The following is a 14,897-nucleotide window of genomic DNA, read 5'->3' as shown; positions in this document are numbered from 1 at the left end:
CGTAGTTTGGTGGCGGCGCCGAATGGGTGGAACCATCAAGCCCGGCGAGCGAACGCTTCTACTATTCCTGAACCATCAAGCCTGGCGAGCTCAGCGCTCCTATTAATCCTAGGTTGGTAATGGACAACGAAGAGAAGCTTGTCAATTACCTGAAAAGAGCGACGGCGGATCTGCGGGAATCCCGGCGGCGGTTGCGCGTCGCCGAGGATCGCCTGCGCGATCTGGGCGTCGGCCCGGACGGCGGGGCGCCGATCGCGATCGTCGGCATGGCCTGCCGGTACCCCGGAGGGGTGACCGCGCCCGAGGACCTGTGGCGGTTGGTCACCGACGAGGTGGACGCGGTCACGCCCATGCCCGCCGACCGCGGCTGGGACATCGACGCGATCTACGACCCGGAGCGCGGCAAACCAGGCAAGACCTATGCCCGCGAGGGCGGCTTCCTGCGCGATGTGGCCGACTTCGAGCCGGAGTTCTTCGGCATCGGCCCCAACGAGGCCACCGCCATGGACCCGCAGCAGCGGCTGCTGCTGGAGACCACCTGGGAGGCGGTGGAGCGCGCGGGGATCGACCCGACGGCGCTGCGCGGCAGCCGTACCGGGGTGTTCGTCGGAGTGATGTACGGCGACTACGGCTCGCGGAGCGACCGGATCCCCCGCGGCGTGCAGGGATTCATCGCGCACGGCAGCCACCGCAGCGTGGCGTCCGGGCGCATCTCCTACCTGTACGGCTTCGAGGGGCCCGCGGTCACCGTGGACACCGCGTGTTCGTCGTCGCTGGTGGCGCTGCACCTGGCGGCGCAGGCGCTGCGCGGCGGCGAGTGCGAGCTGGCGCTGGCCGGCGGCGCCACCGTGCTGTCCACCACGGAGCTGTTCGTCGACTCCGGCCGGCAGGGCGTGCTCTCCCCGGACGGCCGCTGCAAGTCGTTCGCCGCGGCCGCGGACGGGGTCGGCTGGGGAGAAGGGGTCGGCCTGCTGCTGCTGGAACGGCTCTCCGACGCCCAGCGGCACGGGCACCCCGTGCTGGCCGTGATCCGCGGCTCCGCCGTGAACCAGGACGGCGCCAGCAGCGGCCTGACCGCGCCGAACGGTCCGTCCCAGGAGCGAGTGATCGCCGCCGCGCTGGCCGCGGCGGGGCTGTCGCGATCGGACGTCGACGTCGTGGAGGGGCACGGATCCGGGACCGGGCTGGGCGACCCGATCGAGGCGCAGGCGCTGCTGGCCTCCTACGGGCAGGACCGCGACCGGCCGGTGTTGCTCGGGTCGGTCAAGTCGAACATCGGCCACGCCCAAGCGGCGTCCGGCGCCGCCGGGGTCATCAAGATGGTGCTGGCCATGCAGCACCGCACGCTCCCGAAGACGCTGCACGTGGATGCGCCGAGCGGGGAGGTGGACTGGTCCGCCGGCGCCGTGGAACTGCTGACCGAGTCCCGGCCCTGGACGAGGAACGGCCACCCGCGCCGCGCCGGTGTCTCCGCGTTCGGGGTCAGCGGCACCAACGCGCACGTCATCCTGGAGGAGGCGCCGGACGAGGCCGTCCCGGCGGAGTCCTCATCCCCTGACCGCACGGCCGCGCCTCCCGTGGAGTCCCCGGTGATGCCGGTGGTCGTGTCGGCCAAGTCCGAGGCGGCGTTGCGCGCGCAGGCCGACCGGCTGGCCGGGTTCCTCGCCGAGGGCGCCGACGCCGAGATGGCGGACGTGGCGTGGGCGCTGACCCGCCGGGCGGCGCTGGCGCATCGGGCCGCACTGGTGGCCGGCGACCGGGACGGCCTGCTCGCCGCGCTGCGCGGCCTGGCCGCGGGCGAGCCGCCGCCAGATGTGGCCGTCGAGGCGGCCCATACCGGACGGCTGGGCCTGGTGTTCTCCGGACAGGGCGCGCAACGGCTCGGCATGGGCCGCGGCCTGTACGCGCGCTTCGGGGTCTTCGCGCGGGCCTTCGACGAGGCGGCCGACCTCTTGACGGCCGAGCTGGCCGGTGTCTCCGGCGGGTCGCCCAAGCTCGGCCTGCGTGAGGTGCTGGCGCCCGCATCCCAGGCCGACGAGACGGCCGCCGCCCTGAACCAGACGGTGTTCGCTCAGGCCGGGTTGTTCGCTGTAGAGACGGCGTTGTTCCGGCTGCTGGAGTCGTTCGGGGTGCGGCCTGATTTTGTGGCTGGGCATTCGCTGGGGGAGATCTCTGCGGCGCATGTGGCCGGTGTTCTGGATTTGGCGGATGCGTGTCGGTTGGTGGCTGCTCGTGGCCGGTTGATGCAGGGGTTGCCGTCCGGTGGTGCGATGGCGGCGATCGGCTGCGGCGAGGAGCAGATCGCCTCGGTCCTGGCCGGCCACGGCCAGGTGGCCGTGGCCGCGATCAACGCACCCGGCTCGGTGGTGGTCTCCGGCGCTGCCGACCAGGTGGATCAGGTCGTGGAGTGGGCGCGGAACCAGGGGCACCGGACCCGGCCGTTGCGGGTGTCGCACGCGTTCCATTCGCCGTTGATGGAGCCGATGCTGGCCGAGTTCGAGCAGGTGGTGGCCGGTTTGACGCTGCGGCGCCCAGAACTGCCGCTGGTGTCCAACCTGTCGGGTGACCTGGCCGGCGAAGAGGTCACCGAGCCCGGGTACTGGGTCGAGCACGTCCGCCGGCCGGTCCGCTTCGCCGACGGCGTGCAGGCCATGCGGCGACGCGGGGTCACCCGCTTCCTGGAGGTCGGCCCGGACGCACAGCTCGCCCCCATGGTCGAGGAGATCCTCGCCGACGGCGGCCACACGAGCCCGGCGGTGCCGCTGCTGCGCCGCGACCGCGACGAGGTGGCGCACTTCGGCGCCGCACTCGGCGCGGCCTGGGCCGGCGGCGTGACCGTGGACTGGGCCGCCTGGTTCGCCGACCGTGAGACCCCGCCCCGTCCCGTCGCCCTGCCCACCTACCCGTTCCAGCGGCGCCGGTTCTGGCTGGAGGCGCACCGGGCGGGGGACGTGTCGGCGGCCGGTCAGGCGCCTGTCGAGCACCCGCTGCTCGCCGCCGCGGTGACCCACCCGGACGGCGCCGTCACCCTCACCGGGCAGCTGTCCCCGCGTACCCAGCCCTGGCTGGCCGACCACACGATGAACGGCACCGTGATCTTTCCCGGGACCGGGTTCGTGGAGCTGGCGATCCGCGCCGGCGACGAGGTGGACTGTGGTCGGCTGGACGAGCTCATCCTGGAAACCCCGCTGGTCATCCCCGCCGCGGGGACCCGGGAAGGCGACGCGGGCGGCATAGCCGTCCAGGTCGCCGTGGGGGCGTCGGACGATCAGGGCCGCCGCGCCGTGGAGATCCACTCGACGGCCGGGGAAGGCTGGATCCGGCACGCCCAGGGCACCCTGGCCCCCGCCACGGCCGACGGCGCCGGCCTCACCGCGTGGCCGCCCCCGGACGCGAAACCCGTGGACGTCGACGGGTTCGACGACCGGCTGGCCGAACGCGGCTATGAGTACGGCCCGGCGTTCCGCGCGCTGCGCGCCGCCTGGCGCCGCGGCGAGGAGTTCTACGCCGAGATCGCGCTGCCGGAGGGCGTGGACTCCACCGGATACGGCGCGCACCCCGCGCTGCTGGATGCCGCGCTGCGGGTGGGCCTGCTGCCCGAAGTGGACGCGGAGACGACCGGGGACCGACCGGCCGACGAGGCCGGGCACGAGCACGGGCGGCCGGTGGTTCCGTTCGCCTGGCGCGGGGTCGAGCTGCACGCCACCGGCGCCGCCGCGGCACGGGTACGCCTGCGCCCCGACGACACCGCCGGAGCGGGAGCCGTACGGCTGGACCTGGCCGACGCGACGGGCCGGCCTCTGGCCACGGTGACATCGCTCGAGTCCCGCCCGCTCGCCGCCGGCCTCCCGGGCGGCGGGGCGGCGACGCGCCCGCTCTACGCGGTGGAGTGGCGGCCGCTGGCCGCGCAGGACGACGCCGCGCCGGACGGCGGCACGGCGCAGGGGCCGGCCGCGCGGGACGCCATCGCGGCGGCCGAGGTGCACGTGGCCGCCTGGGATGACAGCGCCACCCTGGACGACACCGCGGCCGGGGATGACACCTCGGCCGCATCCCCGCCGGAGCGGGTACGGCACGGCGTGGTGGCCACGTTGGAGCGCGTGCGGCGCTGGCTGGCCGCCGAGCCCTCCGCCGAGGACACCCTTGTGATCGCGACCAGAGGCGCGGTCGCGATCGGCGGCGCGGCGCCGGACGTGGCGCAGGCGGCGATCTGGGGGCTGGCCCGGGCCGCCAGGGAGGAGAGCCAGGGACGGATCGTCCTGGTCGACCTGGACCCCGAGCTGGACCCGGACCGCGCTGTGATCGACGAGGCCGCCGCGGCCGCGTTGCGCGCCGGAGAGCCCGAGGCCGCCGTTCGCGCCGGCCGGCTCTGGGTGCCCCGGCTGACCCGCCTCGACGCCGGGAACCCCGCCGGCGGGGCGGCGCCGGACGCCGGCCGCCCCGACGCGCGAACCGAGGATCACGCCGGTGTGGCATGGCCGGCCGAGGGCACCACGCTGATCACCGGAGGGACCGGTGGCCTGGGCGCCCTGCTGGCCCGGCACCTGGTCACCGAGCACGGGGTGCGGTACCTGCTGCTGACCGGTCGCCGCGGCCTCGACGCACCTGGCGCGGCCGAGCTGCGCGAGGAGCTGACCGGGCTGGGCGCCGAGGTGACGGTGGCCGCCTGCGACGTGGCCGACCGCGCCGCGCTCGCCGCGCTCCTGGACGAGGTCCCGCCCCAGCGTCCCCTCGCCGCCGTGGTGCACGCGGCCGGAGTACTGGCCGACGGCACCATCCCGGCGCTCGACGAGGAGCGCGTGACGGCGGTGCTGCGGCCCAAGGTGGACGGCGCATGGCACCTGCACGAGCTGACCCGCGACCGCGACCTGCGGGCGTTCGTGCTGTTCTCCTCGACGACCGGGCTGATGGACGCCGCCGGACAGGGCAACTACGCGGCGGCCAACGCCGCGCTGGACGCGCTCGCCGTACGGCGGGCCGTCGCCGGGCTCCCGGCGATGTCGGTGGCCTGGGGGGCGTGGGAGACGGAACGCGGCATGGCCGGCCGGCTGGACGGCCGTCAGACCGCCCGTCTGGCCGCCTCCGGAATGCGACCGCTCACCGCCGCGGAGGGGCTGGACCTGTTCGACGCGGCGCTGGCCGCGGGGCACCCCGCGCCAGTGGCCTGCCGGCTGGATCTCGCCGCGCTGCGCGGCCGGGACATCGAGCCGCCCGCGGTGCTGCGCGCGCTGGCCGGCCGCCGGTCGGCCCGTGCCGCCGCGGCCGGCCCGGGCTCGCTCACCGACCGGCTGGACCGACTGGCCCCGGCGGAGCGGCGGGAGCTGCTGCTGGGCGTGGTCCGCGCGGAGGCCGCCGGCGTGCTGGGGTACGGCGCGGCCGACTCGGTGCCGGTGGACCGGGCCTTCCAGGAGCTGGGCTTCGACTCGCTGTCCGGAGTGGAACTGCGGAACCGGCTGGGCCGGCGGGTCGGCGTGGCGCTCCCGGCGACGCTGGTCTTCGACCACCCGACGGTGACCGCGCTGGCGGCCTTCCTGGCGGACCGGTCCGGAGCGAAGCCCGAGCCGGCGCCCGCGGCCCGGACGGCGCCCTCCACCGAGGCCGACCCCATCGCGATCGTGGGCCTCGCCTGCCGGTACCCGGGCGGCGTGGACTCCCCGGAGGACCTCTGGCGGCTGGTGACCGAGGGCGGGGACGCGGTGGGCGAGTTCCCCGCCGACCGCGGCTGGGACCTCGGGTCGCTGTTCCACCCGGAGCCCGGGCACGAGGGGACCTCGTACGCGAGGCAGGCCGCCTTCCTCTACGGCGCCGCCGACTTCGACCCGGACTTCTTCGGGATCAGTCCGCGTGAGGCGGCGGAGATGGATCCGCAGGAGCGGCAGTTCCTGGAGGTGTCCTGGGACGCGCTGGAGCGGGCCGGGATCGACCCGACGTCGTTGCGGGAGAGCAGTGCCGGGGTGTTCGCGGGGGTGATGTACCACGACTACGTGCCCGCCGGCGCCGGTGGCGCCACGGTCTCCGGGCGCGTCTCCTACACCCTTGGCCTGCGCGGCCCCGCGCTCTCCGTGGACACCGCCTGCTCGTCCTCGTTGGTGGCGTTGCACCTGGCGGCGCAGGCGTTGCGGAGCGGGGAGTGTGATCTGGCGCTGGCCGGAGGTGTGACGGTGATGGCCACCCCGGGGGCGTTCGTGGAGTTCTCGCGGCAGCGGGGTCTGGCCGCCGATGGCCGGTGTAAGGCGTTCGCCGAGGCGGCCGATGGGGTCGGCTGGGGCGAGGGTGTCGGGGTGCTGGTGGTGGAGCGGCTGTCAGACGCTCGCCGTCGTGGGCATCGGGTGCTGGCGGTGCTGCGTGGCAGCGCGGTCAACCAGGACGGCGCCTCCAATGGGTTGACCGCCCCCAACGGTCCCTCTCAGGAGCGGGTGATCGCTCAGGCGCTGGCGTCGGCGGGGATCGGTCCGGCGCAGGTGGACGTGGTCGAAGGACACGGCACCGGCACCGCACTGGGCGACCCGATCGAAGCCCAGGCGTTGCTGGCGGCCTATGGTCAGGGTCGGCGGTCGCCGTTGTGGCTGGGGTCGGTGAAGTCCAACCTTGGGCATACTCAGGCGGCGGCCGGGGTGGCCGGTGTGATCAAGATGATCCTGGCGATGCGGCATGGGTTGTTGCCCAAGACGTTGCATGTGGATGCGCCCTCGTCGAAGGTGGACTGGTCGGGCGGGGCGGTGGAGCTGCTGACCGAACCTCAGCCCTGGCCGCGCGCTGCGGACCGGCCGCGCCGGGCGGGGGTGTCCTCGTTCGGCATCTCCGGCACCAACGCGCACGTGATCCTGGAAGAGCCGCCCGCTGAGGAGCCGTCGAACGTCCCCGCCGGCACGGTCGTGCCGTCGGCGGAGATCGTGGCCGGTGAGGACACCGCCGCGCTTCCGGTGCTCCCGATGCTGGTGTCGGCCAAGAGCGAAGGTGGGCTGCGGGCACAGGCCGGCCGGCTGGCCGGGTTCATGACCGAGCACGACGAGGCCGATCTGCTGGATGTGGCCGCGGAGCTGACCCTGCGGGCCGGCCTGCCGCGGCGCGCGGCCGTACTGGGCGAGACCCGGGATGCCGCGGTGGCCGGGCTGCGCGCGCTGGCCGCAGGCGAACAGGCCGCCGAGCTCGTCCGAGGTCTCGTGCACGACGGCGCCGACCAGCCGGTGTTCGTCTTCCCCGGGCAGGGCGGTCAGTGGCCCGGCATGGCGATCGAGCTGCTGGACTCCTCGCCCGCGTTCGCCGCGGCCCTGGAGCGCTGCGCCGCGGAGATCGAGGCGCTGGTGGACTGGCGGGTGCGCGAGGCGCTGCGCGACGCCCGGATGCTCGACCGGGTCGACGTGGTCCAGCCGGTTCTCTGGGCGGTCATGGTGGCGTTGGCGGAGACCTGGCGCGCGGCCGGGGTCGAGCCGGCCGCGGTGGTCGGCCACTCGCAGGGAGAGATCGCCGCCGCCTGTGTGGCCGGGGCGCTGTCCCTGGCCGACGGGGCGCGGGTCGTGGTGACGCGCGCCCGCGCGGTGGCCGAGCGCCTGTCCGGCCGAAGCAGCGGCATGATGTCGGTGGCGCTGCCCGCCGAACGGATGACCGAGGTGCTCGCCGGGTACGGCGACGCGGTGTCGGTGGCCGTGGTGAACGGGCCAGGCTCGGTGGTGCTGGCCGGCGACGCCGCGGCGCTGGACGCGCTGGAGGCCCGGCTGCGGACGGAGGGCACCCGCGTCAAGCGGCTGGCCGTGGACTACGCCTCGCACGGCACGCAGGTGGAAGTGCTGCGCGAACCGCTGCTGCGCGAACTCGCTGCGCTGCGCCCGCGGACCGCCCAGGTGCCCTTCTACTCCACCGTGACCGCGGCCGAGGTGGACACCGCCGGGCTCGACGCCGAGTACTGGTACACGAACCTGCGGCGGACCGTGCGGTTCGCGGAGACCACCCGGGCGCTGCTGGCCCGGGGCCGTCGGCTGTTCCTGGAGATGAGCCCCCATCCGATGCTCACTCCGGCGATCGAGGAGACCGCCGCCGCGGACGGCGTGGACGTGGCCGCGCTGGGCACGCTGCGCCGCGACGAGGGCGGCCGGTTCACCACGGCGCTGGCCGAGGCGTGGCTGCGCGGAGTGCCGGTGGACTGGCCGAAGGTCCTGCCGATCGCGCGGCGGCGCGTGGAACTGCCCGCCTACCCCTTCCAGCACGACAGGTACTGGAAGCCGGCCACCCCGGGTGGAACGGCCGGCCTGAGCGCCGCCGGCCTGGACTCCGCCGACCATCCGCTGCTCGCCGCGGTGCTGGACGAGCCGGACGGTGACGGGCTGGTCTTCTTCGGCCGGCTGTCCATCGCGGGTCAGCCGTGGCTCGCCGACCACCGGGTCGCCGGCCGGATCGTGGTGCCCGGCGCCGCGCTGGTGGAGATGGCGTTGCACGCCGCCGACAGGGCCGGCTGCGACATGCTGGAGGAGCTGATCCTGGAACGCCCCCTGGTGCTGCCCGACGACGGCGCGACCCGGGTGCGCGTGGTGGTCGGCGCCGCCGAGGACGGCCACCGGCGGATCTCGGTGTCCGCCGCGCCGGTGTCGGCGGACACGGCCGGCGTCGCGGCGACCCCCGCGTGGACCCGGCACGCCACCGGCACCCTGACGGTGGCAGCCGACGCGGAGCCGCCCGCCCCGCAGCCGCCCGCCGTGGCCTGGCCGCCGGCGGACGCGCGGCAGCTGGACATCGGGGAGCTGTACGAGACCATGGCCGCCGGCGGGTACGGTTACGGGCCGGCGTTCCGCGGACTGCGCTGTGCCTGGCGCCGCGGCGACGAGATCTTCGCCGAGGTCGCTCTGGCCGAGCCGGTCGCCGGCGAGGCGGACCGGTTCGGGATTCACCCGGCGCTGCTGGACGCCGCGCTGCACACCGCCGGGCTCCTCGACGGGGATGCCTCCGGCGCGCCCCGGCTGCCGTTCACCTGGCGCGGCGTCCGGCTGCGCTCCACGGGCGCCACCGCGGCACGGGTACGGCTGCGCGGCGTCGTCGACCGGCCCGGTGCCGACGGGCTCGACCACGGACGGAACGGATCGGGCCCGGGGACGACGGACCGCTTCACCATCGAGCTGGCCGACCCCGGAGGGATCCCGATGGCCTCGGTGGAGGCCCTGGTGGTGCGCCCGGTGACCGATGGCGAGCTGGCTCACGCGGCGGCGGCGAACGTTCTGCCACCGCGGCTCACCTGGACGCCGCTGCCCCCGGTGTCCCCGCCGGCGGTCCCGGCCCCGATGGCCGAGCCGCTCGTCAACGGCGCCGGATCGGCGAACGGCGCCGGATCGGCGAACGGCGCCGGGTCGGCCAATGGTGCGGGATCGACCAACGGTGCGGGATCGACCAACGGTGCGGGGTCGGCCAACGGTGCGGCGACGGCGCACCTCGCCGCCCCGCACGGGCAGGAGTCCGCCGGGACCGCGATCCCGGGCCTCGAGGTGTTCCACGTCCCCCGCGACGGTGGCGAGGACCCGGCCGCCGCCGCTCACGCGGCCACCGGGGCCACCCTGGCCGCGCTGCGCGGATGGCTGTCCGGCGACCGGCCGGACGGCGCCCGACTGGCCGTGGTGGTGCGACGCGCGGCGGCGGTCCTCCCAGGAGAGGACGCCGATCCGGCATACGCGGCGGCCGCCGGCCTGGTGCGTGCCGCGCAGGCGGAACATCCCGACCGGTTCGTCCTGCTCGACACCGATGAGCAGGACCCGCCGTGGGCGGCGGTGCGGGCGGCGATCGAAGCGGGCGAATCGGAGCTGGCCCTGCGCGCCGGCACGGTGCACGCGCCGCGGCTGGCGCGGGACGCCGACGCGCTCGTCCCCCCTGCCGGGCCGTGGCGGCTGGCCACCACCGGCAAGGGCACGCTGTCCAACCTCGCGCTGCTGCCGGCGCCTGAGGCGACCCGCCCGCTGGCGCCCACCGAGGTACGGCTGGCGCCCCGCGTCGCCGGGATCAACTTCCACGATCTGGTGGTCGCCCTCGACATGATCACCGAGGAGGACGACGGCCTGATCGGCGAGGCCGCCGGGGTGGTGCTGGAGGTCGGTTCCGCCGTCACCGACCTGCGGCCGGGCGACCGGGTGACCGGCCTGGTCGACGGCGGCGCCGGCACCGTGGCCATCACCGACCGGCGGCTGCTCGTCCCGATCACCGACGACTGGTCGTTCGCCGCGGCCGCGGTGCTGCCGATCGTCAACCTCACCGCCTACTACGGCCTGGTCGACCTGGCCGGCGTGGCCCCGGGGGATCGGGTGCTGGTGCACGCGGGCGCGGGCGGAGTCGGCATCGCCGCGATCCAGCTCGCCCGGCACCTGGGCGCGGAGGTCTACGCGACCGCGTCGCCCGCCAAGTGGCCGGTGCTGCGCGCGCTCGGCCTGGACGAGGCCCACCTCGCCTCCTCCAGAGACCTCGGCTTCCGGGAGAAGTTCCTGGCCGCCACCGGCGGCGCGGGGATGGACGTGGTGCTCAACTCGCTGGCCAGGGAGTTCGTCGACGCCTCGCTGGAGCTGCTGCCCCGCGGCGGCCACTTCCTGGAGATGGGCAAGACCGACATCCGGCGGGCGGAAGAGGTGGCCGACACCCACCCGGGGGTCGTCTACCGGGCCTACGACATGGTGGCCCAGTCGCGCACCGAGCACCCGGCGGGCACCCCGGAGCGTGTCCAGGAGATCCTCGCCGAGGTGCTGCGGCTGTACCGACACGACGTGCTGCGACCGGCCCCCGTCACCATCTGGGACGCCCGGCGCGCCAAGGACGCCTTCCGGCACCTCCAGCAGGCACGCCATGTCGGCAAGCTCGCGCTGACCGTGCCACGGGAGCTCGACCCGGACGGCACCGTCCTGATCACCGGCGGCACCGGCGTCCTCGCCGGGCACGTCGCCCGCCACCTGGTGACCCGATACGGCGCGCGGCACCTGCTGCTGGTCACCCGCCGCGGCGCCGACGCACCCGGCGCCGCCGAGCTCCGCGACGAGCTGGCCGAGCTGGGCGCCTCGACACGGGTCGAGTCCTGCGACGTGGCCGACCGGGACGCCCTCGCCGCGCTGCTCGACGGCATCCCGGCGGCGCATCCGCTGACCGGGGTGGTGCACGCGGCCGGCGTCCTCGACGACGCCACGATCGCCTCGCTCACCCCGGATCGGCTCGCCGCCGTGCTGCGTCCCAAGGCCGACAGCGCCTGGCACCTCCACGACCTGACCCGAGAGTACGACCTCGCCCTGTTCGTCATGTTCTCCTCGGCCGCCGGGCTGCTCGGCTCGCCAGGGCAGGGCAACTATGCCGCCGGCAACGCCTTCCTGGACGCGCTCGCCCAGCACCGGCGCCATCTCGGCCTGCCCGCGCACTCGCTGGCCTGGGGGCTGTGGGCGGAACGCAGCGCGATGACCGCCCACGTGGGCACCGGTGACTCGGCGCGGCTGGCCGCGACCGGGCTGCGCGAACTCGACACCGAGACCGGACTGCGCCGCTTCGACGCCGCCATCTCCGGGGACGCCCCGGTGGTGCTCGCCGCGGACCTGGACGCGGACGCGCTGTCCGGCCACCCGGTGCCGCCGATGCTGCGTGGCCTGGTGGCCGCGCCGGCGCGGCGGCGGGCCGCGGCCGACACGCCCGCGACCGAGGAGTCGCTGACCGAGAGGCTGACGGGGCTGCTCCCGGCCGAACAGCGCCGCATCCTCCTCGACCTGGTCCGCTCGCACGTGGCCGCGGTGCTCGGGCACGCCGGCGTGGACGCGATCGCGGCGGAGCGGGCCTTCGCCGAGCTGGGCTTCGACTCGCTGACCGCGGTGGAACTGCGGAATCGGCTGGCCGACGCCGCCGGGGTGCGCCTGCCGGCCACGCTGGTCTTCGACCACCCCAACCCGGAGGCACTGGTGCAGTACCTCCTCGAGGAACTCGACCCGGAGCACGCCGACCCGGCGCGCGCCGTACTCGACGAACTCGAACGACTGGAGGCCACGATGGCCGAGCCGCTCGCCGAGACTCCGCCCGGGCAGGCCGATGTGGAGGCGGTGGCGGCCCGTCTGGAGGCGCTGGCACGCCGCTGGCGGGAGGCGCACCACCGTGCCGACGGCAACGGAGCTTCACGCGACCGGCCGCGGGATCTCGCCGCGGCGACCGACGAGGAACTGTTCGCGGTGCTGGACAGCGAACTGGGCGGCCCGGACGGGACGCCCTGAACGGGGGAGATGACTCATGTCTGGCGACGACCGGCTGCGTGACTACCTGCGCAGGGCCACCGCGGATCTCCAGGAAACCCGGCGGCAGCTCCGCGATGTGACGGAGCGGGCCCGGGAACCGATAGCGATCGTCGGCATGGCCTGCCGTTACCCGGGCGGGGTGACCACCCCGGAGGAGCTGTGGACCCTGGTGGCCGCGGAGCGGGAAGGCATCTCCGGCTTCCCCACCGACCGGGGCTGGGATCTGGACGCGCTCTACGATCCGGAGCTGATCCGCCCCGGAACCAGCTACGTGAACCGCGGCGGGTTCCTGGAGGGCTCCGGCCGGTTCGACGCCGACTTCTTCGGGATGAGCCCGCGCGAGGCCACCGCCACCGACCCGCAGCAACGGCTCATCCTGGAGACCTCCTGGGAGGCCCTGGAGCACGCCGGCGTCGACCCGTCCGGCCTGCGGCGCAGCCGCACCGGGGTCTACGTCGGAGTGATGGCCCCGGACTACGCGATCGGCTACGGCCGGGATGTGCCCGAGGCCGAGGGCCTGCTCAGCACCGGATCGCACGGCAGTGTGGTGTCCGGACGGGTGGCGTACGCGTTCGGCCTGGAGGGGCCGGCGGTGTCGGTGGACACGGCGTGCTCGTCCTCGTTGGTGGCGTTGCACCTGGCGGCGCAGGCGCTGCGTACGGGGGAGTGTGACCTGGCGCTGGTCGGCGGGGTCACGGTGATGGCCACGCCGGAGACGTTCACCGAGTTCGCCCGGCAACGGGGGCTGGCTCCGGACGCACGGGTGAAGGCGTTCGCCGACGCCGCGGACGGCACCGCCTGGGGCGAGGGCGTCGGCGTGCTGGTGGTGGAGCGGCTGTCGGAGGCGCGTCGTCGTGGGCATCGGGTGCTGGCGGTGTTGCGCGGTTCGGCGGTGAACCAGGACGGCGCCTCCAACGGGTTGACGGCGCCCAACGGTCCCTCCCAGGAGCGGGTGATCTTGCAGGCGCTGGCGGCCGCCGGGTTGATGGCCGCGGATGTGGATGTGGTCGAAGCGCACGGTACAGGGACGGCGCTGGGCGATCCGATCGAGGCGCAGGCGTTGCTGGCCGCCTATGGCCGGGGACGGCGGTCGCCGTTGTGGCTGGGGTCGGTGAAGTCCAACCTTGGGCATACTCAGGCGGCGGCCGGGGTGGCCGGTGTGATCAAGATGGTCCTGGCGATGCGGCATGGGTTGTTGCCCAAGACGTTGCACGTGGACGCGCCGTCGTCGAAGGTGGACTGGTCGGGTGGCGCGGTTGAGCTGCTGACCGAGGCCCGGCGGTGGCCGCGGGTCGAGGGCCGGCCGCGCCGGGCGGGGGTGTCGTCGTTCGGCTTCAGCGGCACCAACGCGCACGTGATCCTGGAAGAGCCGCCCCTTGAGGAGCCGTCGGCCGTCGGTGCCGCTGCGCCTGCCGTCGAAGGATCGTTGGCCGGGGAGAAGCCGCCCGTTTCGGCTGGAACGGAAGGCACAGCCGCGCCGGCGCCGTCGGTGCCTGTGGTGGTGTCGGCCAAGAGCGAGGCGGCGCTGCGGGCGCAGGCCGGTCGGCTGGCCGGGTTCATGGCCGAGCACGACGAGGCCGATGTGCTCGATGTGGCCGTCGGGTTGACCCGAAGGGCCGGCCTGGAGCATCGAGTGGTGGTGCCGGTCGCGCCGGCGGACCGCGAGGGTCTGCTGGCCCGGCTGCGGGCGCTGGCGGCCGGGGAGTTGGAGCCGTCCTCAGTGGTGGGTCGGGTGCGGCCGGGCCGGGTGGCGGTGGTGTTCTCCGGTCAGGGTGCTCAGCGGGTGGGGATGGGCCGGGAGTTGTATGCGGCTTTCCCGGTGTTCGCCCGCGCTTTCGATGAGGCCTGCGCGCTGCTGGAGGTCGAGCTCACCTCCGTCGACGCTGCCGGCGTGGTGACCGGCCTGGCCGGTGGTGCGAGCCTGCGAGAGATCATCCTCGGCCACACCAGCCAGACCGGCCACACCAGCCAGACCCGCCAGAACGGCGAGGTGAGCCCGAACAGCAAGAACGATCAGATTAGCGAGGCCGGCCAGATCGGCCGGTCCGGCCGGATCAGTGAGGCCGGCCAGAGCGGCCAGGTGGGCGTGAGCGGCCAGGTCGGCGGGATCGGTCAGACCAGTGTTAGCGGTGGTTCTGCTGCTGGCGGGTTTGTTGCTGGTGGGGTGCTGGATCAGACGGTGTTCGCTCAGGCCGGGTTGTTCGTGGTGGAGACGGCGTTGTTCCGGCTGTTGGAGTCGCTTGGGGTGCGGCCTGACTATGTGGCGGGGCATTCGCTGGGGGAGATCTCTGCGGCGCATGTGGCCGGTGTTCTGGATCTGGCGGATGCGTGCCGGTTGGTGGCTGCTCGTGGGCGGTTGATGCAGGGGTTGCCGTCTGGTGGTGCGATGGCGGCGATCGGCTGCGGCGAGGAGCAGATCGCCTCGGTCCTGGCCGGCCACGGCCAGGTGGCCGTGGCCGCGATCAACGCACCCGGCTCGGTGGTGGTCTCCGGCGCTGCCGACCAGGTGGATCAGGTCGTGGAGTGGGCGCGGCAGCAGGGGTATCGGACGCGGCCGTTGCGGGTGTCGCATGCGTTCCATTCGCCGTTGATGGAGCCGATGCTGGAGGAGTTCGCCGCGGTGGCGGCCTCGCTGGTGTTCCATCCGCCGACCCTGGCTGTGGTGTCGGGTGT

Annotated in this window: 2 protein-coding genes; both read left to right on the top strand. The window is 74.7% G+C overall.

The window, feature by feature from the left end:
* Positions 1 to 119 precede the first annotated feature (119 nt).
* A complete protein-coding gene (locus ABZT47_RS39265) occupies positions 120 to 12,203 on the top strand; it encodes an SDR family NAD(P)-dependent oxidoreductase (RefSeq protein ID WP_354853559.1) in 12,084 nt (4,027 codons plus the stop codon).
* Between the two features lie 16 nt (positions 12,204 to 12,219).
* The coding region (locus ABZT47_RS39260; RefSeq protein WP_354853556.1) for a type I polyketide synthase at positions 12,220 to 14,897 on the top strand (2,678 nt) is incomplete at its 3' end.

Origin of the sequence: Sphaerisporangium sp. NPDC005289 (assembly GCF_040607455.1) — a bacterium.
Lineage (GTDB): Bacteria > Actinomycetota > Actinomycetes > Streptosporangiales > Streptosporangiaceae > Sphaerisporangium > Sphaerisporangium rhizosphaerae.
The sequence above is the reverse complement of the archived record's forward strand: the minus strand, read 5'-3'. Positions and strand labels throughout refer to the sequence as shown.